This window comes from Streptoalloteichus tenebrarius, from assembly GCF_024171885.1.
Lineage (GTDB): Bacteria > Actinomycetota > Actinomycetes > Mycobacteriales > Pseudonocardiaceae > Streptoalloteichus > Streptoalloteichus tenebrarius.
In genome coordinates this window covers 88,515-113,769 of record NZ_JAMTCP010000020.1, presented here as the reverse complement: position 1 = coordinate 113,769, position 25,255 = coordinate 88,515, and the positions used below count along the sequence as shown (strand labels likewise).

Sequence of the window (25,255 nt, the reverse complement as noted above, 5' to 3'; positions counted from 1 at the left end):
CGGCTGTTCGACACCCTGGTGCCGCCCAGGAAGCGCTGACCGCGCCCGGAACGCGGTGAGCCCGGCCCGACGTGGGCCGGGGTTCACCAGGTTCTACGAAGCCACGGGGCGGCGGCATGGTGACCGTTCAGGGCGTGAGGACCATGCGGACGTGGTGCTTGTCGACGACCACGCCGGCAGGCAGATCCTCGTCGGTCGTTCCGGCCGGGAAGGCGGTGATGACGGGCTGGGCGGCGCGGTCGCGGTCGAACCGGCGGATCTGTTCGACCAGCCGCTCGGCGAGCTGGGCGGCGGCGGGGCCGTGGCCGGTGGCGGCAAGTTCGAAGCGGCGCTCGCCGTCCGGGCCCGCCACGGGGCGGGGCTTGGTCAGGTAGGCCAGGGAGTCGCCCTCGACGATCGCGGGCGTGCGGTAGGAGAACGCGGGGCGGCAGATCCCGGCCTCGATGGCCTCGTCGTCGGCGTCGAGGCGGCAGGTGCCGGGTTCGGTGGCGGTCAACCACAGCCAGATGTGGTCGAATGGCTCGTTGGCGACCACGGAGGCGCCGGACCACATGGTGGTCTCGGGTCCGCTGAACACCTCGCGCAGGGCGTCCGGGTCGATGTTCTGGTCGGCGTCCCAGTGCAGCGCGACGTGCTCGATGATGGTGCCGGTCCGCTCGCCCGTGGGCACGATGCCGATCATGGGGATGAACCCGCAGAGCTGACTGTTCTCCGCCCGCAGATGGGTGTCGTGGCGGACGAAGGCGACGCTGCGGGCCTGACCGCGCCAGTGCAGCGGGACCACGAGCGTGCCGCCGGGGGCGAGCTGGTCGAACCAGGCCGGGGGCAGGTCCCACGGGCCGACCGTGACGATGATCTTGTCGTAGGGGGCGTGGTCCGGCTCGCCGAGGGCGCCGTCGCCGGTGATCACCCGCACCCGGTCGTAGCCGGTCTCACCCAGGGCGGCGCGGGCGTGGTCGGTGACGTCGGGGTGGATGTCGACGGTGGTGACGCTGCCGGTCGGTCCGACGAGTTCGGCCAGCAGGGCGGCGTTGTATCCGGTTCCGGCGCCGATCTCCAACACGCGGTCGCCGGGTCGCGGGTCGAGCTGGCCGAGCATCATCGCCACCACGGTCGGCACGGAGATGCAGCTCGCCGGCCGATCCTCGCCGGGCTTGATGGTGATCGCCTTGTTGGCGTACGCCTCCTCGACCGAGGCGGCGGGCACGAACCGGTGCCGGGGCACGGCCCGCAACGCCTGCTCGATGCGCTCGGAGCGCAGGTGACCGGCGGTGCGGATGTGGCTGATCATCTGCTCGCGCAGGTTCTCGGGGCGGGTGCTGGGGGCAGTGCTGGTGAAGTCGGTCATCCGGTTCCTTTCGTGTGTTGTCACCGCTTCGGGCGAGCTGATCGGTGCACCCGAGGGCGGGGCGGTGAGCAGACAGGCGCCCATGTGACGCCTGCGGGTGAACATGCTGAGGTACTCCAGCTGACTACCAGATCGTTTGAGCGCGGGCGGATCAGTACGGAGATCAGCGCGTGCAGAACGAGGGTGGGGTTTGCTGGTATTCCGACTACCGGTCGGACCTCGTTCCGGTTGCTAGCTTGACCCAGTCGCGGACCGCGGTCAGGGGATGACTCCGCCGCGTGTGGCAAGGGCGCGCAGTTCCGTCGTCGTGGGGCCGGAGACCAGCAGGGTGGAGATGAGCGCCTTCATCGCCGCACGGGTGTGGATCTCCTGCGGAGCGCAGCGCTCGGCCTGCAGCAGAGCGCGGATGCAGTCGCTGCGGCGACCGAGCCGGTCGTAGGTGACGGCGATGTCGCTCAGGGCGCGGGAGCGGCGTTCGACGCTGGGCAGCTCCTTGAGCGAGATGGAACGGGCGGCGGCGAGCGCTGCCAGGGGGTCACCGGCGTAGTTCTCGGCGGAGATGCGGTGGAGCTGCACGGTGAGCGGGCTGAAACCCCCGCCATGGTCGCGGAACAGCGTTCCGCCTCCGAGTTCCTTGGCGATGCCCGCGGCCTGGTCGGTCAGCTCCCGCATCCCGTCCCTGTCCCCCGCCGCGCCACGGTGTAGGCGGCGGACTGGATGAGCAGTCCACGCGCCGCGGCGCCGGCTCGCCCGGTGTCGCGCAGGTCGGAGTGGTCAGCGGCGGACAGCGCGATCGACAGGGCCTCGTCGTGCCATCCCGCTTTTCGTGCGAGGACGGCGAGTTGGCGGGCGGACTTGGCGACCGTGAGGATGTCGCCGCCGGCCTCGGCCGACTGGCGGGCGCGGTCGGCGGCCATCCAGCCGAGCTGCTGCTCGTCCATCTTGATGAGCATGCGGGTGGCCAGCAGGTAGCTCTTGGCCAGGAGCTGGTAGTTCTGGGTTTCGCCGTGGCTGCCAGTCAGCGCGTGTCCGGAGCGGATGAGCCGGGGCAGCCAGATGGCGAGGGAGGCGTAACGGCAGGCGCCGAAGTCGGCGAGCGCACGGGCGAAGTCCGCATCGAACGTCACAGCTGATGACGGGTCGGGGGCGTTGCCGAGGCCGAGCATCGCATCCCAGATGCGGGCGACGAGCAGCTCGCCGAGAAGAGCCTCGTCCGCCGTGGCGGTCCCATTCGCCAGGAGTGATGAGCCAGCGGCCGCGGCGGCCGCGACCGCTAGGCCCCTGAGCAACTTCCTACGCCGCACCGGATCTTCACCGTCCTCCCGTCCAAATCTGCCCACCCTAGTGGCGGGCATCCGGGGGAAGTCCGTGATTGGACCGATCGACTGGCCGTGCCGCACTTCGGGGTGGTGGGCGGGTGGGGTCAGGCCGAACGCCTGGTGAGGCAGCTCCAGCGCGTCGGCGAAGCGCCGCAGCACATCGACGTCCTTCAGAGAGGCGAGGCCGCGCTCATAGCGGGAGATCTGGGCACCGGAGTACCCGGTCAGCTTGCCCAGCGCCTCAAGGGTGAGACCCTTCGCCTGCCGGGTCGACAACGGGGTGAATGCGATGCCTCTTGAGGACGAGTACGAGCCGAGCCCGGCCCAGTGGGTACGCGAACAGGTCGAGCTGTACGAGAGTTCGGGTGGCACAGAGGGCACAACGCTGTGGGACACAGGCCTGCCGGTCGTCATTGTCACGATGCGCGGCGCGAAGAGCGGCAGGATCCGCAAGGTTCCGCTGATGCGCGTGGAGCACGAGGGCCGGTACGCGGCACCTTGCCTCCCTCCCTGACGTCCCTCCTGGAGGAAGCCCTGAAACGAAAGTTCGAGGCAAATCAGACGTATGGAGAGTGGTTTGACTTCGGGGATTGCGACCCCGTCACCGTAGTAGCTGCCGCCGTCAGCCAACTGAACCCAACGCTTGCAGATGCACGACGACGGCGGCAGGCGGAAGCCGCCCAAGCAGAACAGGCACCGCGGAAACACCCCTGGTACAGCATGCCGTGAACAACGTCCGCCGCGCCAGGCCCGTCCCAGGGGTTGCGGGGACCGGCCCCCGGACGGCCACGTCCCAGCCCCGCCACCCCTCTCCCCATCTCGCTCCTCATCTCCCAGGACCGTCCACTGTGGAAGGTTCCCCGTGACCACCACCGAAGAACTCCCCATGCCCACGGGCCTCACCGGTGGCACCCACGCCGGACGACTCCACGCCTACCACACCCGACCCGACCCCTCACCATCACCACCCTCTGCCGCCTCACCCTCGCCCCCACCGACGGCAAACCCCTGCCCCATTGGCTACCTGCCAGCCCTGCGGCGTCCTCGTCACCCACATCACCCGCTGGCGCGTCACCAAAGCCAGCCACACCACCCCGCAATCCACCCTGCACGCCTACGGCGACCGCCCACCCTGCCGACTCGGCTACGACCCCCAACCCTGGCCCGACCAGCACCGAAAGCCCTCGTCATGCTCACCACCAGCGAGTTCGGCCTCGCCCTGGCCGAAAGCATCGCCCTGACCGCGGCCCTGCGTCTCCAGCACTGCAACCAGTACACCCGCGTCGTGTGCCTGGCCTGCGCCCGCGAGAACACCATCCCCGCACCCCCACTCGGGCGGCGGGACCTGGGACGAGTGGGTCGTGGTCGAGGAGGTCCACCGCGCCGTCACTCTGCCGCATCGGCTGCTGGACCAGACGGGATCTCAGACCCACCTGTTCCCCAATGGCGATCTCTCGGGTGGGTATCGGATCCGCACCTTTCGGGACTGGGGCAGCGGCCCCGACGGACAGCGACTCAACGTACTTGAGCTGCGGAACCAGGCTGGCTTCAGGCAGGTTGAAGATTCATGAGCTGGCCGGCGTTCAGAGACAGACCAACCCGCCGATGAGGACTCAAGACGGCGACAGCAAGGCCTTCTGGCTGAGTCAATCAGCGGCCAGAGGCCACCGATCTCGCTGGTCGCCGCCCGACACACCACCAGCGGCGCCTCTACCGGACTCCATCCCCAGCCCGGCCGGGAGATCCCCCGTCGCGGGACGCACTGTCCGGCCTCGCTCCGCTCCGGCACGGGACCGGGCTCGCGGGGCCGGACAGGAGGTTCCAGGCCGAAGGCGCGGAGCAGGGAGACGATGGTTCGAACCTGGGGGCCTCCTCGCACACTCATCACTTCCTCATCCGCTTCCAGCGCAGTTTCGGCAGGCCGAGTCCGATCGGAACACACGCGGCGACGAACGCGCTGTCCTGCGCCAACTCCAGGCGGAGCAGGCGGAACCAGCCGGTCGCGGCGTTCTCCAGTCGAGCGGCGTGGTCCCCCCACCTCCCCCCGTAGGCCTCTCGCACCGCCCGTTGGTCGGCGGCGGACACGGTGAAGCCTCGGCGTGTCTTGGTGTCCCTGATGAGCGCGTGGCGCTTCCGCTCGACCCGCACGCCCCGCCATGCCAGGTGGGGAGGCAGGATCTCGTAGTGCACCGCCAGCGCTCGTCGCTCTCCTACGGTGCGTGGGATCAGCAGAGATCGCAGCGATCCGAACAGGACACCTGACTCTAGGACGAGCACGGCGTAGGTGACGGAGGTGAACCCGTCGTGGGTGTAGGAGCGAACGGCTGGCGGTGGAGCCGTGGTCGGTCCGGCTGCCGCCGAGCACGGGCGCTCCCCCGTCGCGTGGGGGTTGAATCGGCTGCGGACGGCCACGGCCAGACCGGGCGAGTCCAACCATTCGACGCTGGTGCATCCCACACCGCATAGCTGGTCCTCCACCCTGTCCAGAGCGCGGTAGAGGGCGTGCGCGCGGCCGTCCGTCCCGCTGCCGGCGGAGGTGGCGCTGAATGGTGTGATCTGTGGGCAGATCCCACCGAGGGCGCTGCCGGGGTGGTGTGGGAGAAGCCGCGCCGAGGTGAGCAGGGCGCTCACCCTGCGGCCGGCCGCGCCCACCACGCCTCGCGGCCAGCGTCGCGCTCCCGACACCACCAGGGGCTGCACCGGGACGACGAGTCCGGCGTGCACCCAGGGCTCCCGGCGGGCCAGAAGCTGCTCGGCGGCCACCAGGCTCGGCCGGGACGGGCGCACGACCAGGACAGCGCACGGGGCGGGGGTTCCGCGCCGCATCCACACCCCGGGTCAACTGGCCGGGTGAGCCGCAGCCGCCACCCGTCATAACCGGTGTCCACCACTGTCACACACGGTCGGCAGCAACTACGCCGACCAGATCAGCCTGTTCGACACCGCCTGAATCCAGCCACCTCAGGGGATGCTGCTACGACCCGAGGCCCTATCCGGCCTGTCGCCAGTCTGGTCGGTGCGGCGATGCGGACTGCGGGGATGGCCCGGAGGGAAGATCTGCCGCCGTTGTCCACAGCGCAGGTAGTGGAGTTGCGGGATGCGACCCTTGCCCTGGCGGGCGCCGCAGATGACCTCCGATTGATCTTGTGAGTGTGTCCGTGGTGTGCCTGGATGCCCCGGCACTTCCTAGCAACAGTCCGGCACGGAGGCCACTGCCTGACCGGAGGAAACAGCACTGGGCCGGACCAACCATCACTATCCGACACGGGACGTATCTGACTCGGGTGCCGATCGTGGCATCGGGCACGGCCACCACACATGGCAGTGGTGGGGCCGGACGACTCACCCCTGCGGGTGCGGGGAGGACGCCTTCGCGACCTGGGCTAAGAAACCCTAACGAAATGATCTTCGAGGTGGTTGGATCACCCTGAGACTGGCGAGCTGGGGGTGCGGGTGGCTCGGCCGAAGCCGTGGGAAGTCGACGACGAACTGTGGGCGGTGATCGAGCCGCTGCTGCCGAAGGTCGAGCGTCGGATCCGGCATCCGGGTCGCAAGCGGCATCCGGACCGGCTGGTGTTCCAGGGCATCCTGTTCGTCCTGCACACCGGGATCTCCTGGGAACACCTGCCGCAGGAACTGGGCTACGGCTCGGGCATGACCTGCTGGCGCCGCCTGGCCGAGTGGACCGAGGCCGGCGTATGGCCCCGGTTGCACGAGGTCCTACTCGCCGAACTCCGCAGCGCGAACGCCCTGGACTTCTCCCGGGCGGCGGTCGACGGCTCCCACATCCTCGCGTTAAAAGGGGAGCCAATACCGGACGAAGCCCCGTCGACCGGGGCAGGACGGGCAGCAAGCATCACCTGATCACCGACGCCACGGGCATTCCGCTCGCCACGACCCTGACCGGCGGCAACCGCAACGACGTCACCCAGCTGATCCCGCTCCTCCAGGCCGTACCGCCCGTGCGGGGCAAACGCGGCCGGCCCCGGCGCCGCCCTGATGTGGTGCTGGCCGACCGCGGCTACGACCATGACAAGTACCGCCGCTTGGTCTGGGACCTCGGCGTGAAGCCGCAGATCGCCCGCCGCGGGACCGAGCACGGTTCCGGCCTGGGCACCCAACGCTGGGTCGTTGAGCGAGCGTTCGCCCACCTGCACTGGTTCCGCCGCCTGCGCATCCGCTGGGAGATCCGCGATGACATCCACGAAGCCTTCCTCAGCCTCGCTTGCAGCATCATCTGCTGGCGACGGCTGAAGAAGCTCCGGCCACGTTAACGTTCGGTGTCTTGGGCGGCCCTGAAGCCGCGATCTTGGACCACCGGGAAGACTTGCTGTGTGGTGGTGATCCAAGCGTCGATGTCGGCATGGGACGACCTGATGGCGCTGATCAGCGCCTCGATAACGGCCATCTTCGGCTTACCGACGTTCAGGCTGAGCTCGTCCATCGACACCTCTTGGTACGACATGACCAGCTGCCACCAGAACCGCATGAGGAAGCGGCATTCCTGCGGGTCACGGTCGTCTGCGAGGCGATCGTGAACGACCCTCTGGACGCGCCGCCGCTGCTCATCGTCACGAAAGCCGTTGTTGAGGTCGGTCAGGGTCACGTCCGGACAGTAGCAACCGCGTTCGATGACGGCCCCTGAGTTAGCTCTCAAGTCCTCGCAGAGCATTCCGTTAGGAGTTCTAAGGGGACGTTGTGATCGTTTCTTGAGCTGGGGGCTCCGGTTCGTCATGTCGTCGTCTGCTGGGGTTGGGCGTTGACCCGCAGTAGATCACAGCCCCCGGTGGGTGGGCGTGAAGATCACTTGTTCGGGGTCGGTGGGGCGGCGAGGTCGCTACCCTTCGCGATGTGGGTGTCGTCGAGTGCGCGTTATGGGGTCTGTTCGGCGGGTTCGCGGTGGAGGGTCTGGACTTCGCCGGCGCGATCCGTCGCACGGGCGGTTGGCCCTGGAAGCAGCCTGAGGAGCCCGGGCCGGTCCCCTTCCTCGTCTCGGTGGTCATCCGGCTGGCGGTCGGCGGCGGGCTGGCGGTGGCGGCGGGGAGCGCGGGCCAGATCAGCGGCCCGTTCGGCGCGCTGGCGATCGGGATCGCCGCGCCGCTGGTGGTCGCGCAGCTCGCCGGGCAGGTTCCCCTCACGCCAGGATCGGCCGACGAACCACAGGATGAGCAGTCGCAGCCGGGGTCGCCCGCCGCGCTTCCCCACGCCGGCGACGACTCTTCCACCGTCTCCACCACGACAGGGGGCAGCGATGCGGAGTGATTCGTTCTGGGGACAGCTCGTGAAGGCGCTAGCGAGAAACACGCCCGCGTTCCGGGACGAGCCACCGCCACGCGCACACGCCAGCAACAAGGACCAGTTGCTGACGGCGCTCTCCCGGCGATCCCCTGCCCTCGCCGGCTCTCCCTCTGGCCCCGCCAAGCCGGGAGAGGGCGAAGATGCTCGTACCGAGCGACCCTGGGAGGGCCTTGAGGGCACGGCACGCCACACCGCCTGCCTCCAGGCCGTTCACCATGGGAGGCGCGAGGCCTTGCAGGTGCTGGTGACGGAGTTGACCCCGCTGGTCTGGCACGCGGTGCGAGGTGAGGGCATCGGCCGTGACCAGGCGGAGGACGTCGTCGCGAAGGTGTGGCTGAGTGTCTGGCGGCGTGCGAACCGCATCCGGACACCGCAGCAGCTCGTCGAGTCGCTGATCACCCTCGCAGTGACCGAGTCGGAGCGCGTGCTGCGCACCCCTTCCTCACGGCCTCCGTCGTTCAGCGTCAGCGACCGTGTCACGGGTGTCGCCCGTGGCGGGAACGCGGCCGGGGACAAGGGCAGGCTCCGCCAGCTCGCGCGGCGGTGGGACACGCTGCGGCGGGAGATCGGCAGGCGGAACCAGGTCGACCCCGTTCCCGAACGTCTCGTCGCGCAGCTCCACGCCTCCGTCGTCCACTGAACCCAGAGGGGCAGTGTCCTCAAAGGACAGTCCCCCAGCGACGTCCTCAGTACATGGTTCCCCCGGAACACAGAGTCCTCAGAGGACAGAGGGATGGCGGTGGCGGTTGCGCCACTGTGCGGTGGCCACACCGGCCAACACCGTCTCCACGACCTTCTCGGCCAGGTCGGCGGTGACGGGGAGGTGTCCGAAGAGGACGCGGTAGTAGGTGGTCGAGGCCAGCATGTCGAGCAGCAGGTCGATGTCGGCGTCGGGCACGAGGTCGCCGCGTTCGATTCCGCGCCGCAACGCCTCGGCCGTCGTGGCGCGACGCGGGTGGAAGTACCTGTCGAGGAAGACCTCGGCGAGGTCGGGGTCGTCGGCGAGGTCGGCGACCAGGGCGGGGAGCACCCGCCGTCCGATCTTGGTGGTGAACGCCTCGGTGAGGGTCTGGATGCCCGCGACCAGGTCGCAGTGGGTGCACCCGGTGTCGGGGGTGGGGGTCGTGCCGACGGTGGCGGCGAGCGCGTCGACGACGAGGTGCTGACGGCTGCGCCAGCGCCGCCGCAACGCGGGCTTGCTCGTGCCCGCCCGCGCGGCGACGGCTTCGAGGGTGAGAGCCGCGTAGCCGACCTCGTTGAGGATGTTCACGGTGGCCGCGCGGACGGCGCTGTCGATGCGCTCGTCGCGGGGCCGGCCAGAACGGGTGTTCGCCACGTCGCCCAGCATACCACTTTCGTTCCGTTCCGGTTCGGAACATAATGCCCCGGTGACAACGACACCCCAGACACTCCCGACCTCCCCGGACGGGGTCCTCTCCCCCGCCTACCGCGCCAGGACCCTCGGCATCGTGCTCACGGTGAGCCTGGTCGCCTTCGAGTCGCTCGGCGTGGCGACGATCCTCCCCGACATCGCCCGCGACCTCGACGGACTCGGCTCCTACGGATGGGGCCTGGCCGCGATGATGCTCGCCAACATCGTCGGCACCGTGGTCGCCGGGCACTCCGCCGACCGCCGTGGCCCACGCGGACCCCTGGCCGTCGGACTGGTGGTGTTCGCCCTCGGCTGCGTCCTGGCCGGCAGCGCGCCGACGTGGCCGCTGTTCCTGGTCGGCCGGTTCGCGCAGGGCCTCGGCGTCGGCGCGGTGATGGCCATGGCGTACACGCTGATCGGCCTGGTCTACCCCGAACGCCTGCGCGCCCGGATGTTCGCGCTGCTGTCCTCGGCGTGGACGGTACCGTCCCTGATCGGCCCGGTCGTGGCGGCGGCCGTGACCGCCGCCGTCGGCTGGCGCTGGACGTTCCTGCTCATGCTCCCGCTCACCGCCGTGGCCGCCCTGCTCACCCTGCCCGGCCTGACCGCGCCGGCCGGCGGCGGGTCGGAGCCGCCCGCGCTGCCGTGGTGGCGCCGTCCCCTGGCGAGCAGCCTCGCGCTCACCGTGGGCACCGGGGTGCTGCTCGCCGCGCTCCAGCTCGACGGCCCGGCGCTGGTGGTCCCGCTCGCGGTGGTCGGGTTCGCGCTCGGCGTCGTCGCGCTGCGCGCCGTCACGCCGGCCGGCACCCTCACCGTCCGCCGAGGGGTCGCCGCCGGTGTGGTCGTCCGGTTCCTGCTGTGCGCGGTGTACTTCGGCACCGAGGCGTTCCTGCCGCTGGGCCTGACCGAGCTCCAGCACGTCAACGCGTTGGAGGCGGGGCTCGGCCTGTCGGCGGGCGCGCTCACCTGGGTCGCCGGCTCGGCCATCCAGGCCAGGTGGGACCGCGACCGGGTGTCGGCGGTGGCGCTCGGGTTCGGCGTCCTGCTGGTCGGCGTGGCCGTGTTGGCCTACGGGGTGCTCGCCGGCCCCGGCCTGCTCGCCGTCCTCGGCTGGGCCGTGGGCGGTGTCGGCATGGGCATCGCCTTCAACGCCGCGACCACCGAGACGCTCGGCCAGGCGCCCGCCCAGCAGCAGGGCGCGGTCAGCGCCGCCCTGCAACTGGCCCAGACCCTGGCCACCGCGATGATCAGCGGGCTCGGCGGGGCGCTGGTCGGCCACCAGGGTTCCCAGCCGTCGGCGTTCCTGACGATCTTCGTGGTCACCGGGGCGCTGAGCGTCGCCGGTCTCCTCACCGCGCGCCGGGTCGGGGCGCCGTCCTGACCCGACCCGGGAGGCCGGGTCGCGGAATCGCGCGGCGACATCAACCACGCGGTCGTTCCCGAGGGCTGAGCGGCCTTCCAGCGCGCGCTCCCGCGCCCGCCGGCCGGAGCTAGCATCACTGGTGTCGGGTGTCGATCCGTTCCGAACCACCACCAGGATGGAGCCGTGGGACTGTTCACTGTGTCCGAAGCGCGTCAGGAGCTGGCGCGGTTGCGGCCCGTGCTGGAGGAGATCGTCGCGCTCCGCGCGGACGCCGCCGAGCTGGCCGCGGCGGTCGGTGGGTTCGGACAGCCCACCCCGCTCGGTGGCCTTCCCGAGCTGAAGGCGGCCCAGGCCAGGCTCGACGAGCTGATGAGCGCGGTGCAGGCGACCGGGGCCGAACTCAAGGGCTTCGCGCCGCTCCTGGTCGACTTCCCGTCCGAACTGGACGGTGTCCCGGTGCTGCTGTGCTGGCTGGAGGGCGACGACGACCTCGCGTGGTACCACCGGGCGGACCTGGGTTTCGCCGGCCGGCGCAGGCTGCCGCCCTCGGCGGAGTGAGGGGTGGCGTGGCGGTCCGCCACGCCACCCCCGGATCACCCACCGACTTCCGACGGATTTCCGACGGACTTCCGACCGCCTTGCCGCTACTGCACGTTCACGTCGATGCAGGCGTAGAAGGCGTTGGCGGTGTCACCGATGTTCCAGATGGCGAGCACCTTCTGCCGCCCGGGCGGCAGGTTCACCGAGTGCGACACCGTGGCACCAGGAACCTGGTTGTGGCCGTCGAAGTACGCCACGCGCGTGTTGCCCACGTAGTACTCGTAGCTCGACGTGCGGTGCCGGGCGGTGAAGGTCCAACTGAAGGTCGTGGTGCGCCCCACGTTGGTGACCTTCCAGCCCTTGTTGTCGTCGTTCAGCTCGGCGAACTGGGCCAGCCCGCCGTTGCAGCTCCGCAGGCCCTTCGGGCCCTCGACGCTCTGCGGCTCGTACTTGATCGCGCCGCAGCGCACCACGTTCTTCGCGCACTGCGCCTGCCGGCTCGGCGGGTTCGAGACGTAGCCGTGGGCGAACGCCTGGCCGCTGGGCAGCGCCACCGCGATGACCGGGGCGGCCAGGGCACCGGCGACCAGTGCCGCGATCCTTCGGGACTTCATGTCGGCTCCCCTCGACGAACGCAAAACGGGGGGTGAACGCCGAGCCCTCCGCCGTGGTGCGCAGGGGGTGGCGTCGGGGACGGCACGTCCACCCTTCGCGGCGGCGGGTCTAGACCATAGCTCGGAACCGCCCCGTCGCAAAAGGCGTCGTGTCGGCGTTCGTCGTCCTTTCCCCACCGGATCCCGGCAAATCGCTCTCCTGGCCGCGCTCTCCTTGCCGTGACAAGGGATTGAGCGCATGGCGCGGCCCCAGGTGAGCCGTCCCGCCGTCATTCCGATCTTTGTCAGGGATGTTTCACGAGCCGCTTCCCCGGCAAGGACTGGGGATCAGAGACGGGACGCGTAGTGCTCGGTCAGCTCCGCGACACGGTCCCGCGGCCAGGGGCACCGCACATCCCCGTGGACGGCGGCGAAGAAGAGTTCGAGGTGCACGTGCCACACGGCCAGGAAGGCCGCGCGGGTCTCGGCGAGTTCGGCTGGGACGGTCTGGGTCAGCTCGACCCGCACGCCGAGGGTCGGGTCCGACTCGATCACCCAGCGGACGCGACCGGCGGGCGCGCCGTCGTGCAGCCACTCGTACTCCAGCAGGTGCGGCGCCCGCACCTCGGTGAGACGACCGGCCGGCACGTGGCCGTTGGTGGCGCGGGGCGGAGGCTCGGCGCCCAGCGGCGAGTCCGCCACGAGCGCCGCCCACACCTCGTCCACCGGCTTCCACACCAGATCACGCGCGAACCGCAGCTCGAAGCCGTGTTCGGTCGGGTGAACGCTGCCCTCCCCGAGCCCGAACTCGTCGATGTAGCGCTCCATCCTGGGCAACCAGTCGCCGGGCGGCGGCGGGGTGTCGCCGGCGAGCGAGGCGGCCAGCGCGTCCAGGCAGGTGTCCCAGCCGGCGGCCGTGCGCCCCGCGCCGAGCCGGCCGACCCAGCCGCCGCCGAGTGTCTGGGTGAGGACCAGGAGGCAGCCGTCGCCGTCGGGGGTCAGCTCGAACCGCAGGACGTCCTGGTTCCACCGGAACATGAAGACCCTCGGCGGGTCGACCTCAAGGACCTCGCCGGTCCACCCGCCGTCGCCGTCCTCCCCGGCCGCCTGCCCGGGGAAGGTGAACCGCATCGGGGCTCCTGGTCGGAGTTCGGCCTCGACCAGGGCCGGGAACCAGTGGGCCAGCTCCGCCGGTTCGGTGACCGCCCGCCAGACCCTGGCCGGCGAGTGCCGGAGCCGGCGTTCGAGGCGGAGCACGGGTTGGCCGTCGATCGTCCGCAGGGTCGCGCGCTCGCTCACCGCTCCTCCATGGCGTCCAGGTGTCGTTCCAGGGCGTCCAGGCTGGCCGACCACATCCGCCGGTAGGGCTCCAGCCAGGTGTCGATCTCCGTCAGCGGCTCCGGCCGCAGGCGGTACCAGCGTCGCTGCGCGTCCTGCCGGACCTCGACCAGTCCGGCGGCGCGCAGCACCCTCAGGTGCTTGGAGACCGCCGGCTGGGTCATGTGGAGCCGCCGGACCAGGTCGCCGACGGGGCGTTCGCCGTCCCGCAGCAGGTCGAGGATCTCCCGGCGGCGTGGCTCGGCCAGCACCTCGAAGACTGATGCCACGCAGGGAATATAACCGACGAGGCATGTACTGCCGATCCCCGTGCCAACCCCGTCCCGGTGACGGGAGCGCGAACACCGGTCGCCGTCCCCGGCGTCGCGTTACGTTCGTCGCCGGGGGCCTCCGGGTACACGGCGGGCATGCGATCGCCCCGACACGGTGTTCCTGGTGCCCGACACGACGAGCGAGGGAGGCCGAGTGTCCGCGCCTGACCTGCTGGCCCGTGGTGTGGTCGAGAACCTGTGGCCGGCGCGGACGCAGATGGCGCTGTCGCTGGGCTGGCACATCGTCTTCGCCTGCTTCGGCATCGCGTTCCCGCTGATCGTGGTGTTCACCGAGTGGTGGGGCCACCGGCGGCGCGACGCCGCGCTCACCGAACTCGCCCACACCTGGGCCAAGGCCATGGGGGTGCTCTTCGCGGCGGGCGCGGTCTCGGGGACGCTGCTGTCGTTCGAGATGGGCATCCTGTGGCCGGTCCTGATGGACCGCTTCGGCGAGGTGTTCGGCTTCCCGTTCGTGCTGGAGGGCTTCGCCTTCTTCGTCGAGGCGATCTTCGTCGGCGTCTACCTGTTCGGCTGGAACCGCCTGTCGCCGAGGGCGCACATGCTCAGCGCCGTGCCCATGGTGCTCGCCGGCATCGCCGGAGCGTTCTTCGTGGTCTCGGCGAACGCGTGGATGAACAACCCGACGGGCTTCCGGCTCGACGCGAACGGCCACGTGGTCGATCCCCGGCCCGTGGCCGGTATGTTCGGTCCCTCGACATGGCCGCAGTTCACGCACATGTGGCTCGCGGCGTTCATGGTCACCGGGTTCCTGGTCGCCTCGGTGTACGCGGTGGGCATGCTGCGGGGCCGCAGGGACCGCTACCACCGGATGGGGCTGCTGATCCCGTTGACGGTCGCGGCCATCACCGCGCCAGTGCAGATCGGCGTCGGCGACTGGATCGCCAAGACGGTGGCGACGAACCAGCCGGCGAAGCTGGCGGCGATGGAGGCGCAGTACGAGACCACCGCGGGCGCGGGCCTGTCGTTGGGCGGGATCTACCGCGACGACGAGCTGCGCTACGCGCTGGAGATCCCCTACGGGCTGTCGCTGCTGATCCACCACGACCCGGACGCGGTGGTGCCCGGGTTGGAGGAGGTGCCGCCCGACCAGCGCCCTCCGGTCAACGTCGTGCACCTGGCCTACAACGTGATGGTGGGCATCGGGGTGGCGCTGCTGCTGCTCGGCGCCTGGTTCGGCCTCGTGTGGTGGCGTCGGCGAAGACTGCCCACGACCGTGTGGTTCCTGCGCGCGGTGGCCGTCTCCGGGGTGGCGGCGGTCGTGGCGATGGAGGCGGGGTGGACCACCACCGAGGTCGGCCGCCAGCCGTGGATCGTCTACGGCGTCCTGCGCACCTCGGACGCGGTCAGCCCCGCTCCCGGCCTGGGCTACGGGCTGCTCGCCGTGATCGCGGTGTACACCGTGCTGACGGTCTTCACGGCGGTCGTCCTGCGCCGCCTGGCCAGGGGCCACGACACCCGGGCCCCGCAGGAAGTGGAACGGCGGGCGGACCGATGACGCTCGCGGAGGTCGTGCTCGGTGTCGCGTTCGTCGGTCTGGTGGCCTACGCCCTGTTCGGCGGGGCCGACTTCGGTGGCGGGGTCTGGGACCTCCTGGCCGGCGGCACGCGGCGCGGCGCGCGGTTGCGGGCGCGGATCGAGCACTCGATCGGGCCGGTGTGGGAGGCCAACCACGTGTGGTTGATCTTCGTGCTGGTCGTGTTGTGGACCGGGTTCTCCGGCGCATTCGCCGCCGCCGTCACCACGCTCTACATCCCGCTGACGCTGGCCGCCTTCGGGATGATCGCGCGCGGGGCCGCGTTCGCCTACCGCAAGAGCGTCACCACGCTCGGGATGCGGCGGTTCTTCGGCGCGGCGTTCGCGTTGTCGTCGTTGCTGACCCCGTTCTTCTTCGGGGCGGTCGTGGGTGGTGTCGCCTCGGGGCGGGTGCCGCCGGGGATCGCCGCCGGCGACGTCGTGTCGAGCTGGGTGAACCCGACGTCGGCGCTCGGGGGGACGCTGGCCGTGCTGGTCTGCGCGTACCTGGCGGCGGTCTTCCTGTGCGCCGACGCGAGGCGGGAGGGCGAGACCGACCTCGCGGAGGCGTTCCGGGCCCGGGCGCTGGTCACGGCGGCGATCACCGGGGCGGTCGGCCTGGCCGGCATCGCGGTGCTGCGCGCCGACGCGCCGCTGCTCTACGCCGGCCTGACCGGCCGCGGGCTGCCGGTCGTGGCGCTGTCCGTGGCGGCGGGGCTGGTCGCGATCGGGTTGTTGATCACCCGCCGGTACGTCCTGGCGCGGTTGTTCTCCGGGCTGGCCGTCGCCGCGATCCTGGTGGGCTGGGCGGTCGCCCAGTACCCGTACATGTTGTTGCCGGGCCTGACCGTCGAGGACGCGGCGCGCAGCCACGCGACGCTCGTCGCGCTCGCGGTCGCCCTCGCCGTCGGCGGGCTGGTCCTGCTCCCGGCGCTCGTCTTCCTGTACCGGCTCTTCCAGCGCGCCCCGCACGAGCCCGAGGACGCCCGGGACGTCGGGTACTGACCGTCAGGGGCGGCGGACCACGATGTCGCCGAAGGAGGTCCTGGCCCTGACCTCGATCTTCTCGTCGGACGGCGCCGGCTGGTCGGTCGCGGTCAGCAGGTTCCGCACGCGGCCGGCCTGGGTCCGCACGTCGAGCCGGGCCGAGACGCCCTCGGGGACGCCGAACTCGACGTTGCCGCACGCCGTCTCCATGTCGGCCGAGCCCCTGGCGATCTCACCGATCCGGATGTGCCCGTTGGCGGCCTTGACCACGACCGCGGCGCGCGTCCTGTCGACCGAGATCCGGCCGTTGGCCGCGTTGAGCCGCAGGTCCCCCGCGACCTCACCGACCCAGCTCTCACCGTTGGAGTTCTTGATCACGGCCGTGCCGTCGACCGCGCCGACCCTGACGTCGCCGCCGCCGGTCGTGATCTCGGCGTCGCCCGCGACGTGCTCCACGCTGACCTCGCCCCCCGAGGTGTGCACGTGCAGCGGTCCGGTGCGGTCGAGGTGGACGTGCCCGAGCGAGGTCCTGAGGCGGCACTCGCCGAGCCGGCCGGTGCAGTACAGGTCCCCCATGGCCAGGGTGGCGCCCACCTGGGAGCCGGCGGGCAGCCCGATCACGACCTGGACCGAGCCGGCCTTGCCGAACCAGCCGGTCCGCTTGGGCATCTTCACGAGCAGGGTGCCGTTGGCGTACTCCACCGTGGTCCTGGCGACGGCCTTGGCGTCGGCCTCGCTGGAGGCGTCGGTCGGCGTCACCTCGACGGTGGTGTCGGCGCGGTCGCCGGCGGTGATCCGCACGTCGCCGACGGCGAGGGAGAGGGTCACGGTGATCGGTTCGGGAGTGTCGAAGGTGGCCACGGCTGTCCCCCATGTCGGCTCTGCTGGACGTTCCCGACGCGCAGGGGCGGTCGGGGTGTGCGGCGTCGGCGGGGTCGGGCGCGGCTCAGCGCACCCAGCCCGTGAAGCGCTGGGTCGACCCGGCCAGGCCGCGCGGCTCGGAGCGACGGCCATGCCCGTCGGCGTCCAGGGTCGCGGCGACCGCCCGGACCAGCCAGGTGTTGACCGACAGGCCCTCGCGGCCGGCGGCCTCCTCGACCCTGGCCTTGAGGTGCTCGGGCAGGCGGAAGTTGATCCGCGCGGTCGCGCCCTCGTCGGTGGTGGGCACGGGAGGCAGGGAGGGCGGCGGCGCGTCGTCCTCGGCCACGCCCCGGTCGGCGGACTGGTCGACCGGCGGGGGTGTCACGACGAAGGTCGGGTCGACCCCGCGCAGCCGCACGTCCACCGAGCCGGGGGCGAGATCGCGGGTGATCTCGTCGGCGGCGGCGGACAGGACGTTGAGCAGGACGAGCCGGGCGGCGGACTCCAGCGGGGCCGTGAGCCGCTCGGCGAGGGCGCGGGCGTCCTCGCCGCCGGCGTCGGCAGCGACCGCGAGTTCCCGCCGGAGGTTGTCGACGTACGGAGCGAGGTCCATGGCATCACTATGGCACGAAGTGACACCATGACATGCCCGGGGTGGGCGCGGAGTGGCGCGCCACCGCACGATCACCCGGCGTCACGCGCACGTCGTCGAGCCCGTCGTCTCAGTAGGCGGAGCAGGGGTCGCTCCTGGGGAGCCGCGATCGATCCTCGCGACAGGATCGCGCCCGGGGGTCGCGGGGTGCCTTCAACTCCGCCTCGTTCGCTCGCTCAGGCGCTGGAGCATTCGCGTCTCCACGCTTTCCCGGCCGCGCATCCTCGCATCCGGGCATCCGCCCATCCGCGCTTTCGCTCACTCGGCGAGCGCCGGGTGGCGCTGCCACGTCCGCGTCGCGGCCTCGATCGCGTGCCCCAGGGCCAACACGCCGAGGTCGTCACCAGGAGCGCCGACGACCTGCACGCCGACGGGGAGCCCGTCGCGGGTGAAGGCGAACGGCACCGACAGGCACGGCACACCCGCCGTCGTCAGCCACGAGCAGGACCGCATCCACTCGCGGTAGTAGGTCATCGGGGTGCCGTTGATCTCCGTCGGGTACGGCAGGTCGACGTCGAACGGCACGACCTGGCTGACCAACGTCACCAGGTACTGGTGGGAGCCGAAGAAGTCGAGCACCCGGTTGTACAGGGCGGTCCGCAGCGTCGCGGCGCGCTCCAGGTCGGTCGCGGTGAGGGTGCGGCCCTTCGCCACCTCCCACCGGACGTTGTCGCTCAGCAGGTCGCCGTGCTCGTCGACCAGCGGCCCGTAGGCGAACGCCTGCGCCAAGGCGCGCAGAACGGTGAACGCCTCGTCGGCGCCGGTGAAGTCCGGGCAGGCGTCGACCACCTCGCACCCGAGATCCACCAGCAGGTCCCGCGCCGGGGCCATGGCCTCGACGACGGCCGGCTCCACGGGCAGCCCACCCAGGTCCACCGACCAGGCAACCCGCACACCCCGGACGTCCCGCTCGACCGGCCGGGTGAAGTCGACCGGCGGCGCCGACACCGGGCACCGGCGAGTGGGCCGGGCGAGCACGCTCATCTGGAGGGCGAGGTCGCCGACGGTGCGGGCCATGGCGCCGAGCGCCGGCAACGTGAAGTGGTCGTTGGTGGTCGGCCAGAACGGCACCCTGCCGATCGACGGGCGCAGTCCGACGACGTTGCAGAAGCTGGCGGGGTTGCGGAGCGAGCCAGCCATGTCGGAGCCGTCGGCGATCGGCACCATGCCGGTGGCCAGGGCGACGGCGGCTCCGCCGCTGGAGCCGCCGCAGGTCCTGGTGATGTCGTAGGGGTTGCGCGTCGCCCCGAAGACCTTGTTGAAGGTCTGCGAGCCGTTGCCGAACTCCGGGGTGTTGGTCTTGCCGACGGTCACCGCACCCGCGTCGAGCAGGCGCTGGACGTGCAGGTCGTTGTGCTGGGGGACGTTGTCCTTGAAGACGAGCGAGCCGAAGGTGGTGCGGATGCCGGCGGTGCTGGCCAGGTCCTTGTGCGCGACGGGCAGGCCGTGCAGCGGGCCGAGCAGCCGGCCGTGGGCGATCGCGTCGTCGGCGCGGGAGGCCAGTTCGTAGGCGCGCTCCGGTGTCAGCGTGACGATCGCGTTGACCTCGGGGTTGACCTTCTCGATCTGGGCGAGGTGGGCGTCGAGGACCTCACGGGCGGAGACCTGGCGGGTGGCCATCAGGGTCACGAGTTCCCGCGCGGTGCGGAAGACGAGCCTCGTCTCGGCGGACATCGCGTTCCTCTCGGTCGTTGCCGACGGCGTCCCGCGCGGGGTCGCCGTGATCAGTCTGGCCAGGCCGGCCAGGTTCGGGAAGCGGGACGACGGAAGGTGGGTGGGGGCGGGTTCCGGGGCTTCCGACGTGTGGACCGCCCGCCCGTCCCCCGTGTCCAGGCTCGCTCCAGCACTGGCCGGCTGCCGGGCCGGGGCCGCTGACGGTGACAGGGCGGGCGGCCCAGGGCCGGGGCCGGGGCCGGGGCCGGGGCCGGGGATCCAGAGGATCACGATGCGCGCCGGGCGGCCCGTGGCGGATCACGGCCTCGGGTTCGCGGTCATCTCCACGCCAGCCGGTAGCTGAGCACCAGACCGCGGTGGATCTCCTTCTCCAGTCGCTGGAACGTCGCGCCGTCCGCCGCGAGGTCGACCACGACGGACAGCGCCTCGTCGTGCCGGTCCCAGACCTCCGAGGGCGCCTGGTGGGCGGCGAGCCGCTTCCTGGCCGCGTGCAGGAACGCGAGCAACGCCGAGCCGTCCCCGCGCAGCACCGCCCTGGCCAGGCGGTGGAAGGTGGCGACGTCGGCGGGCTTTCCGAGCTGGGCGACGAACCGTTGCACGGTCACGAGGTAGTGACCGAGCACGAGCCCACGAGCAACCATGGGAGGACCGTAGCCAGCCGAGGCCATCGGGTGCTCATGTTCAACCCAACTGGGGCATCCACTCGACCCCGTTCCGGGGAACAGGCACGGAAAGTGCTCGCGCTGGGGCATTCGTGTCCCGCAAGCTGGTCATTCGCCAGTCCGACGTGCCTCGCGGACCATATGGCCCTCACGCAGCGGAACTCCCCCGACCCGGTGGCCGGGCCACGGGGACCGGAAGTTCACCAGGAAGGTTGATCAATGCCGCACGTACCCGCCGGCGGCGCGGCCTCTCGGGCCCCCATGCCCTACGGAGACCACTGTGGACAGTCGAGGCGCGTGGGCGGGACGGCGCGGACCCCGCCTACCGTCCCCGTCCCGACGACGCCCGCGCCTGGTCCCGCGAGGCGACCGCGTGACCGGCGCCCGGTCCCTCGGCGCGCGCGACGATCCGACCGGAGTGGACGCGGACGGCGACCTCGGTGGCGTCGCTGACGGCGGGCACGCCGGCCGCCGACGCGAGGGAGCCCGACTCGTCGCACACCACCCTGAGCCGGGGCAACGCGGACGCCGGGACGGCCTGGCGCAGGCAGCCGGCGACGTCGGCGACGGTCAGCCGCACCAGTGGCGCCAGCTCGGCGGGCTCGCCGGTGACCAGCGCGACGGTCACGTCCGTCCCCTCGGGGGCGGCGCGGACCGCTTCCTCGGCGGCGGCGAGCCGGTGGAGACCGAGGACGACCACCACCCCGTCGTCGGCGGGCCGCGCGCGTCCGCCACGCACCATGTCAGCCACCTCTGGTGGTGACCACGGCTCGTCGATGGACAGGACCGGGGGCACGAGGTGCGGCGGCGCCCACCAGTCGTTGAGGTCCATCCCCGCCAACCGTTCGCAGGCGCTGACGATGTCGAAGGGCTCGACGAAGCCCGGTGCGGCGACGGCCATCTGGCTGGCCCCGTGCAGCGTCGTCAGCACCGTCTCCGCCGTGCGGACCATGCGGGGCCGCACTCGCGCGCCGAGCGGCGGCGCGCTGGGGGCCTCGCCCGGCCGGAGGCGCTCCAGGGACAGCGCGAGCAGAAGCGCGTCGAGCTTGAGGAGCTGCGCGAAGGGCAACCGGACGCGCTCGTCGGCCACGATCTCGGGCACCAGGTCCCTGCGCAGGCGCGCGGCGTCGGGCTGCTCGTCCTGCTCGTCCTGCTCGTCGGCCAGGGCGAGCCGGGCCACCCACGCGCGGGCGAACGCGCCCAGCGCCTCCCGCACGGTGCCGCCGAGGCGCGGCTGCGGGGGCTCGGGCGCGCGCTCGGCGAGATCGGCGAGGACAGCCAGGTAGAGGGCGCGTTTGCCGGGGAAGTTCGAGTAGACCGCACCCCTGGTCAGCTCGGCGCGCTCGGCGATCGCGTCGACCTTCGCGGCGCGGAAGCCGCGTTCGGCGAACTCGTCCCTGGCGGCGGCCAGCACCCTGGCGCGGTTGCGTTCCTGCGTCTGCGCCCTGCTGAGCCGACCGCTCATGGCCTCCCCCGTTGCCGTCCGATGCCCGGTCAAGATACCGTCGCCATTCAGATGATGAGAACATCTGAGATGAACATCTGAGTGGGAGGACTCCCGTGACCACGACGAACCCCGAGGTCAACGCCGTTCCAGAGATCGACCTGACCGACCGGGGAGTCCTGGACGACCCCTTCACCGCGTACCGCGAAGCCAGGGAGCGGTCCCCGCTCGCCCGCCTGCTGATCCCCGGGATGGCCCCCCTGTGGGCGTTGACCCGCCACGCCGAGGCCAAGGCGATGTTGGGCGACGCGCGGTTCAGGCTTAGCGCGGCGAGCTGGGCGTTCCGGCCCGACGTCCCCGAGCACTGCCGCGCCTACATGCGAACCATGCAGGAGATGGAGGGAGCCGAGCACACGCGGCTGCGGCGACTGGTGTCGCCCGCGTTCTCCGCCCGTCGGGCCAACCAGTTCCGCCCTCGGATCACGACGGTCGTCGAGCGCCTGCTCGACGCCCTGCCCGACCACGTCGAGGCCGGGTCGGTGGACCTGCTCCGGCACTTCGCCCGGCCCCTGCCGATGGACGTGATCTGCGAGCTGGTCGGCATCCCCGGAGCCGACCGGCCGCGGTGGCGCGAGTACGGCGCCCACGTGGCGGCCGGCGTCGGCAGGGAACTCGCCGAGTCCATCCCCGGCGTCATCGACGGCGCGAAGGCGGCGGTCGCCGCGCACCGGGAGCGGCCCGGCGACGACCTGGTCTCGGCCCTGTTGCGCGTGCACGACGAGGACGGCGACCGGCTCAGCGACGCCGAGATGGTCACCCTGATCTGGAACGTCGTCCTCGCCGGGCAGACGCCGACGAACCTGATCGCCAACGGGGTGGCCGCCCTGCTCGCCCACCCCGACCAGCTCGCCGCGCTCCGCGCCGACCCCGGGCTCGCGCCCCGCGCCGTCGAGGAGCTGACGCGTTGGTGCGGGCCGCAACTGCTGACCATCCCCCGGCACGCCGCGGAGGACGTCGAGATCGGCGGTGTGGTGATCCGCGAGGGCGAGATGATCACCGCCGCGATCGTCTCCGCCAACCGCGACCCCCGGGTGTTCGCCGACCCCGACCGGCTCGACATCACCCGGCCGGCGGGAACGGCGGGGCACCTCGGGTTCGCGCACGGGCCGCACTTCTGCCTGGGCGCCTCGCTGGCGAGGGTGCAGGCCGAGGTCGCGCTCACCGCGTTGCTGCGTCGCTTCCCGAACCTGTCACTCGCCGTTCCCGCGGAGGAGGTGCCGCGCGCGGCGGACGGCGGCACCTGGCGGCTCGCGGCCCTTCCCGTGTCGCTGTGATGATCGATCGCGTTCCCCGAGGCTCGTGCCGACAGCGCGGATGTTCTTTCAGGAACTCGGTTTCACGCACAGCGCGATGGAGGTGATCGCCCGTCACGAGATGCCGCGGCGGCAACAGCGGCAGCGGGTTGCGGTGATCTTCCGGCTTGCGGCCACTCTGCTTGAGACCCTCGTGTTCCGGGCAGCGACACGCTGAGACCACACGATGGGCGGAACAAACCACCCGCTCGTGCACGAAGTTGTCCACAGCCCTCGCGGTTGTCCACATGTGGATCTTCGTGTCTCGCCCCGGCTCCCCTCCAACCGATAGGCTGGTCACGGGGTGCCCCCCAGGGCGGGTGGGGGCTGTCCAGTAGTGAGCTACTGCGGGCCCGGGTGGAGAGGCCCTGCGGGGCCTGGTACGGGATGGTGCCGGCCCCAGAGGATGTCGCCGGGGCGGCGATCGACCACGACGTGGCCTTCGTCAAGGCCGGTCCCGCCCTGGTTCCTCGGTGTCCCACCGAGCACGCCCCATGCCAGCGTCGGGCCCGAGGCGCCCCGGAAGTCCTCAGTGGACTAACACCCGACCGCGACCGTCCTCTGAGGACGGAGACCGACAGTCGAGGAATCGTCCTCCGGGGACAACGAGAATGTGTCTTCCCCGATGGGAATACCCTTCTTCGGCCTCAGAGGCCTCCCTCGATGTCGATCAGCATGGCGAACCAAGGATGACGAGGTGCTACATGCGTTCCGGCGCGGCGATACCGAGAAGGCCGAGCCCGTGCTTGAGGGTGCGGGCCGTGAGTTGGCACAACGCGAGCCGGTTGCCGCGGATGGGTTCGTCGGCGTTGAGCACGTGGCAGGCTTCGTAGAACGTGGTGAAGTCGCGGGCGAGGCCGTACAGGTACCCGCACAGGCGGTGCGGTTCGAGTGCGTCGCTGACCTCGACGAGCGTGGTGCTGTAGGCATCCAGTTCCAGGGCGAGGGCTCGTTCGGCTGGCTCCAGCGGGATGGTCGGGTCGATGGTGACCTCGGGGTCGCCCGCCTTGCGGAGGATGGAGCGGATGCGGGTGTGGGCGTACTGGAGGTAGACGCCGGTGTTGCCGGTGAAGGACACCATGCGGTTGACGTCGAAGGCGTAGTCCTTGACACGCGAGGTGGACAGGTCGGCGTACTTGACCGCGCCGATTCCGGCTTGTTCGGCGATCTGGTCGAGTGCCGCGGGGTCGAGGTCGGGATTCTTCTCGGCGACGACGGCGCGGGCGCGGGCTACGGCGTCGTCGAGGAGGTCCATCAGGCGCACGGTGCCGCCAGCACGGGTCTTGAACGGGCGGCCGTCCGGACCGAGCACCGTGCCGTACGCGACGTGTTCGGCGTCGATGGCGTCCGTCAGCCATCCGGCGCGGCGGGCGGCCTCGAAGATCAGGCGGAAGTGCAGGGCCTGCCGGGAGTCGGTGACGTAGAGCAGGCGGTTGGCCTTGAGGTCATGGATGCGGTAACGGATGGTGGCCAGATCGGTGGTGTCGTATCCGTAGCCGCCGTCGCGCTTGCGCACCATGAGCGGCACGGGATCGCCGTCGGGGCCGGTGACTTCTTCCGAGAAGATCACCAGTGCGTCTTCGCTGTCCACGGCGATCCCAGCGTTGACGAGTTCGGTGATGGTGTCGCCGAGCATGGGGTTGTAGAACGACTCGCCGACGGAATCCTCGGGGGTGAGCAGCACACCGAGTCGGTCGTAGATGTCGCGGAACGCCTTTTCGGATTCGGCGACGATCTCCTTCCACCTGGCGAGCGTGGCGGGGTCACCGGACTGGAGGGCGACCACACGTGACCGGGAACGGTCGGCGAAGGCAGGGTCGGCGTCGAACTCCTTGCGTGCGGCCTTGTACAGCTCGTCCAGCGCGGACACGGCGGAGGTGTCGTCAGAGAGTTCGTCGCGCCGCCAGGTGGCCTCGGGATGCTCGTTGAGGTACTGGATCAACATGCCGAACTGGGTGCCCCAGTCCCCGAGGTGGTTCTGGCGGATGACTTCCGCGCCGAGGAAGCCGAGCACGCGGGCGAGGCTGTCGCCGATGATGGTGGTGCGCAGGTGCCCGACGTGCATCTCCTTGGCGATGTTGGGCGCGGAGTAGTCGATGACGGTGCGCCGCCCCTCCTCTGGGGTGCCGACACCAAGGCGGGGTCCGGCCATCCGGGCAGACACCTGCCCCCACACTGCCTTGTCGGGCACGGTGATGTTGAGGAAGCCGGGTCCGGACAGCTCGACCGAGCCGATCGGCCCGTCGTCGAAGGTGGCGGCCAGCTCGGCGGCGAGATCACGCGGTTTGACGCCGGCGCGCTTGGCCAGGGCGAGTGCGGCGTTCGACTGGAAGTCGGAGTGCTCGGATCGGCGCACCACGGGGTCTGAGCCCGCCAGTTCGGGACGTGCGCGGTTGATCGCCCCGGACACGGCGTTGGCGACCTGGCCGAGCAGCGGCAGCACCTCGTGGTGATTCACGAACACCCTTCTTCCCTGAACACCTTATCCCAGCACGACACTTGAGCGTTAAAGGCATTGTCCCAGGCGCGCTTCCCTGGTCGAGTTCGGCCACAGGGAGCGCGCGAAGGTGCACGAGAGCGGCCCGAACCGCGGCTGGGTCGTAACCGA

The 25,255-nt window shown here is 71.1% G+C and carries 24 protein-coding genes; 9 read left to right on the top strand and 15 right to left on the bottom strand.

The features are described 5' to 3' along the window. Positions 1 to 127: 127 nt before the first annotated feature. The 3 genes from fxlM to LX15_RS17880 all read right to left on the bottom strand — a co-directional run bounded on the left by fxlM (position 128) and on the right by LX15_RS17880 (position 3,351). Positions 128 to 1,348 (bottom strand): methyltransferase, FxLD system, encoded by a 1,221-nt coding sequence (gene fxlM / locus LX15_RS17890; protein WP_253670756.1) that lies wholly within the window; start codon positions 1,346 to 1,348, stop codon positions 128 to 130. Between the two features lie 258 nt (positions 1,349 to 1,606). After that, the gene (locus LX15_RS17885; protein ID WP_253670755.1) at positions 1,607 to 2,020 is read right to left on the bottom strand and encodes a hypothetical protein; all 414 of its coding nucleotides are present in this window, start codon (positions 2,018 to 2,020) and stop codon (positions 1,607 to 1,609) included. Next, entirely contained in the window at positions 2,008 to 3,351 is a 1,344-nt protein-coding gene (locus LX15_RS17880) for a helix-turn-helix domain-containing protein (protein WP_443729320.1), read from the bottom strand. Before LX15_RS17880 ends, LX15_RS17885 begins: the two co-directional genes overlap by 13 nt. Positions 3,352 to 4,028: 677 nt before the next feature. On the opposite strand from LX15_RS17880, the gene LX15_RS17870 reads away from it, so the two are divergent. Beyond that, on the top strand, positions 4,029 to 4,238 hold the full coding sequence (locus LX15_RS17870) for a hypothetical protein (RefSeq protein WP_253670753.1): 210 nt from the start codon (positions 4,029 to 4,031) through the stop codon (positions 4,236 to 4,238). 313 nt (positions 4,239 to 4,551) lie between these two features. On the opposite strand, the gene LX15_RS17865 is transcribed toward LX15_RS17870, so the two are convergent. Next, positions 4,552 to 5,493 carry an SCO6880 family protein gene (locus tag LX15_RS17865; protein WP_253670752.1) on the bottom strand — a complete coding sequence of 314 codons (942 nt, stop codon included), beginning with the start codon at positions 5,491 to 5,493 and terminating at the stop codon, positions 4,552 to 4,554. Positions 5,494 to 6,120: 627 nt separating this feature from the next. Here LX15_RS17865 and LX15_RS17860 point away from each other — a divergent pair. After that, positions 6,121 to 6,941 (top strand): IS5 family transposase gene (locus tag LX15_RS17860; RefSeq protein WP_372502747.1). Its coding sequence is split into 2 segments (ribosomal slippage): positions 6,121 to 6,454 and positions 6,454 to 6,941, totalling 822 coding nucleotides; the frame shifts between segments, so codons are not numbered across the junction. Here the strand turns inward: LX15_RS17860 and LX15_RS17855 are convergent. Then, positions 6,938 to 7,273 carry a hypothetical protein gene (locus LX15_RS17855; protein ID WP_253670750.1) on the bottom strand — a complete coding sequence of 112 codons (336 nt, stop codon included), beginning with the start codon at positions 7,271 to 7,273 and terminating at the stop codon, positions 6,938 to 6,940. The two genes, LX15_RS17860 and LX15_RS17855, sit on opposite strands and share 4 nt — an antisense overlap. Before the next feature lie 245 nt (positions 7,274 to 7,518). Between LX15_RS17855 and LX15_RS17850 the strand changes: the two genes are divergently transcribed. Then, positions 7,519 to 7,929: a hypothetical protein gene (locus LX15_RS17850; protein WP_253670749.1), complete on the top strand. Its 411-nt coding sequence runs from the start codon at positions 7,519 to 7,521 to the stop codon at positions 7,927 to 7,929. A gap of 280 nt (positions 7,930 to 8,209) precedes the next feature. Further along, a complete protein-coding gene (locus LX15_RS17845) occupies positions 8,210 to 8,605 on the top strand; it encodes a hypothetical protein (RefSeq protein ID WP_253670748.1) in 396 nt (131 codons plus the stop codon). A 78-nt stretch (positions 8,606 to 8,683) separates the two neighbouring features. On the opposite strand, the gene LX15_RS17840 is transcribed toward LX15_RS17845, so the two are convergent. Further along, entirely contained in the window at positions 8,684 to 9,301 is a 618-nt protein-coding gene (locus LX15_RS17840) for a TetR/AcrR family transcriptional regulator (protein WP_253670747.1), read from the bottom strand. A gap of 52 nt (positions 9,302 to 9,353) precedes the next feature. On the opposite strand from LX15_RS17840, the gene LX15_RS17835 reads away from it, so the two are divergent. Both LX15_RS17835 and LX15_RS17830 read left to right on the top strand, forming a co-directional pair. Continuing rightward, a complete protein-coding gene (locus LX15_RS17835; RefSeq protein WP_253670746.1) occupies positions 9,354 to 10,718 on the top strand; it encodes an MFS transporter in 1,365 nt (454 codons plus the stop codon). A 165-nt stretch (positions 10,719 to 10,883) separates the two neighbouring features. After that, entirely contained in the window at positions 10,884 to 11,258 is a 375-nt protein-coding gene (locus tag LX15_RS17830) for a DUF2203 domain-containing protein (protein ID WP_253670745.1), read from the top strand. Positions 11,259 to 11,344: 86 nt separating this feature from the next. On the opposite strand, the gene LX15_RS17825 is transcribed toward LX15_RS17830, so the two are convergent. From LX15_RS17825 to LX15_RS17815, 3 genes are all read right to left on the bottom strand, one after another. Then, positions 11,345 to 11,854 carry a lytic polysaccharide monooxygenase auxiliary activity family 9 protein gene (locus LX15_RS17825; protein WP_253670744.1) on the bottom strand — a complete coding sequence of 170 codons (510 nt, stop codon included), beginning with the start codon at positions 11,852 to 11,854 and terminating at the stop codon, positions 11,345 to 11,347. A 327-nt stretch (positions 11,855 to 12,181) separates the two neighbouring features. Beyond that, positions 12,182 to 13,132, bottom strand: a complete 951-nt coding sequence (locus LX15_RS17820) for an SRPBCC family protein (RefSeq protein ID WP_253670743.1) — start codon at positions 13,130 to 13,132, stop codon at positions 12,182 to 12,184. Beyond that, positions 13,129 to 13,440, bottom strand: a complete 312-nt coding sequence (locus LX15_RS17815; protein ID WP_253670742.1) for an ArsR/SmtB family transcription factor — start codon at positions 13,438 to 13,440, stop codon at positions 13,129 to 13,131. Before LX15_RS17815 ends, LX15_RS17820 begins: the two co-directional genes overlap by 4 nt. 196 nt (positions 13,441 to 13,636) lie before the next feature. Between LX15_RS17815 and LX15_RS17810 the strand changes: the two genes are divergently transcribed. Both LX15_RS17810 and LX15_RS17805 read left to right on the top strand, forming a co-directional pair. After that, complete coding sequence (locus tag LX15_RS17810) at positions 13,637 to 14,998, top strand: cytochrome ubiquinol oxidase subunit I (protein WP_253670741.1); 1,362 nt, start codon at positions 13,637 to 13,639, stop codon at positions 14,996 to 14,998. After that, positions 14,995 to 16,020, top strand: a complete 1,026-nt coding sequence (locus tag LX15_RS17805) for a cytochrome d ubiquinol oxidase subunit II (protein ID WP_253670740.1) — start codon at positions 14,995 to 14,997, stop codon at positions 16,018 to 16,020. Before LX15_RS17810 ends, LX15_RS17805 begins: the two co-directional genes overlap by 4 nt. A 3-nt stretch (positions 16,021 to 16,023) precedes the next feature. Here LX15_RS17805 and LX15_RS17800 read toward each other — a convergent pair whose 3' ends face one another. The 5 genes from LX15_RS17800 to LX15_RS17780 all read right to left on the bottom strand — a co-directional run bounded on the left by LX15_RS17800 (position 16,024) and on the right by LX15_RS17780 (position 21,316). After that, positions 16,024 to 16,863 (bottom strand): DUF4097 family beta strand repeat-containing protein, encoded by an 840-nt coding sequence (locus LX15_RS17800; RefSeq protein WP_253670739.1) that lies wholly within the window; start codon positions 16,861 to 16,863, stop codon positions 16,024 to 16,026. 85 nt (positions 16,864 to 16,948) lie between these two features. Then, positions 16,949 to 17,476: a toxin-antitoxin system HicB family antitoxin gene (locus LX15_RS17795; protein ID WP_253670738.1), complete on the bottom strand. Its 528-nt coding sequence runs from the start codon at positions 17,474 to 17,476 to the stop codon at positions 16,949 to 16,951. A gap of 297 nt (positions 17,477 to 17,773) precedes the next feature. After that, positions 17,774 to 19,189: an amidase gene (locus LX15_RS17790; RefSeq protein WP_253670737.1), complete on the bottom strand. Its 1,416-nt coding sequence runs from the start codon at positions 19,187 to 19,189 to the stop codon at positions 17,774 to 17,776. A gap of 317 nt (positions 19,190 to 19,506) precedes the next feature. Next, complete coding sequence (locus LX15_RS17785) at positions 19,507 to 19,830, bottom strand: hypothetical protein (RefSeq protein ID WP_253670736.1); 324 nt, start codon at positions 19,828 to 19,830, stop codon at positions 19,507 to 19,509. 343 nt (positions 19,831 to 20,173) lie between these two features. Next, positions 20,174 to 21,316, bottom strand: coding sequence for a TetR/AcrR family transcriptional regulator (locus LX15_RS17780; protein WP_253670735.1), 1,143 nt, complete (start codon positions 21,314 to 21,316; stop codon positions 20,174 to 20,176). 95 nt (positions 21,317 to 21,411) lie between these two features. On the opposite strand from LX15_RS17780, the gene LX15_RS17775 reads away from it, so the two are divergent. Continuing rightward, entirely contained in the window at positions 21,412 to 22,629 is a 1,218-nt protein-coding gene (locus LX15_RS17775; RefSeq protein WP_253670734.1) for a cytochrome P450 family protein, read from the top strand. A gap of 718 nt (positions 22,630 to 23,347) precedes the next feature. Here the strand turns inward: LX15_RS17775 and argS are convergent. Beyond that, positions 23,348 to 25,111: an arginine--tRNA ligase gene (argS, locus tag LX15_RS17770; RefSeq protein ID WP_253670733.1), complete on the bottom strand. Its 1,764-nt coding sequence runs from the start codon at positions 25,109 to 25,111 to the stop codon at positions 23,348 to 23,350. Positions 25,112 to 25,255 lie beyond the last annotated feature (144 nt).

What these genes read in the sequence shown, in the direction of transcription:
- LX15_RS17825 (WP_253670744.1), bottom strand. Translation starts at nt 11,854, where the DNA reads ATGAAGTCCCGAAGGATCGCGGCACTGGTCGCCGGTGCCCTGGCCGCC.
- LX15_RS17790 (WP_253670737.1), bottom strand. Translation starts at nt 19,189, where the DNA reads ATGTCCGCCGAGACGAGGCTCGTCTTCCGCACCGCGCGGGAACTCGTG.
- LX15_RS17885 (WP_253670755.1), bottom strand. Translation starts at nt 2,020, where the DNA reads ATGCGGGAGCTGACCGACCAGGCCGCGGGCATCGCCAAGGAACTCGGA.
- LX15_RS17805 (WP_253670740.1), top strand. Translation starts at nt 14,995, where the DNA reads ATGACGCTCGCGGAGGTCGTGCTCGGTGTCGCGTTCGTCGGTCTGGTG.
- LX15_RS17785 (WP_253670736.1), bottom strand. Translation starts at nt 19,830, where the DNA reads ATGGTTGCTCGTGGGCTCGTGCTCGGTCACTACCTCGTGACCGTGCAA.
- LX15_RS17865 (WP_253670752.1), bottom strand. Translation starts at nt 5,493, where the DNA reads ATGCGGCGCGGAACCCCCGCCCCGTGCGCTGTCCTGGTCGTGCGCCCG.
- LX15_RS17780 (WP_253670735.1), bottom strand. Translation starts at nt 21,316, where the DNA reads ATGAGCGGTCGGCTCAGCAGGGCGCAGACGCAGGAACGCAACCGCGCC.
- fxlM (WP_253670756.1), bottom strand. Translation starts at nt 1,348, where the DNA reads ATGACCGACTTCACCAGCACTGCCCCCAGCACCCGCCCCGAGAACCTG.
- LX15_RS17795 (WP_253670738.1), bottom strand. Translation starts at nt 17,476, where the DNA reads ATGGACCTCGCTCCGTACGTCGACAACCTCCGGCGGGAACTCGCGGTC.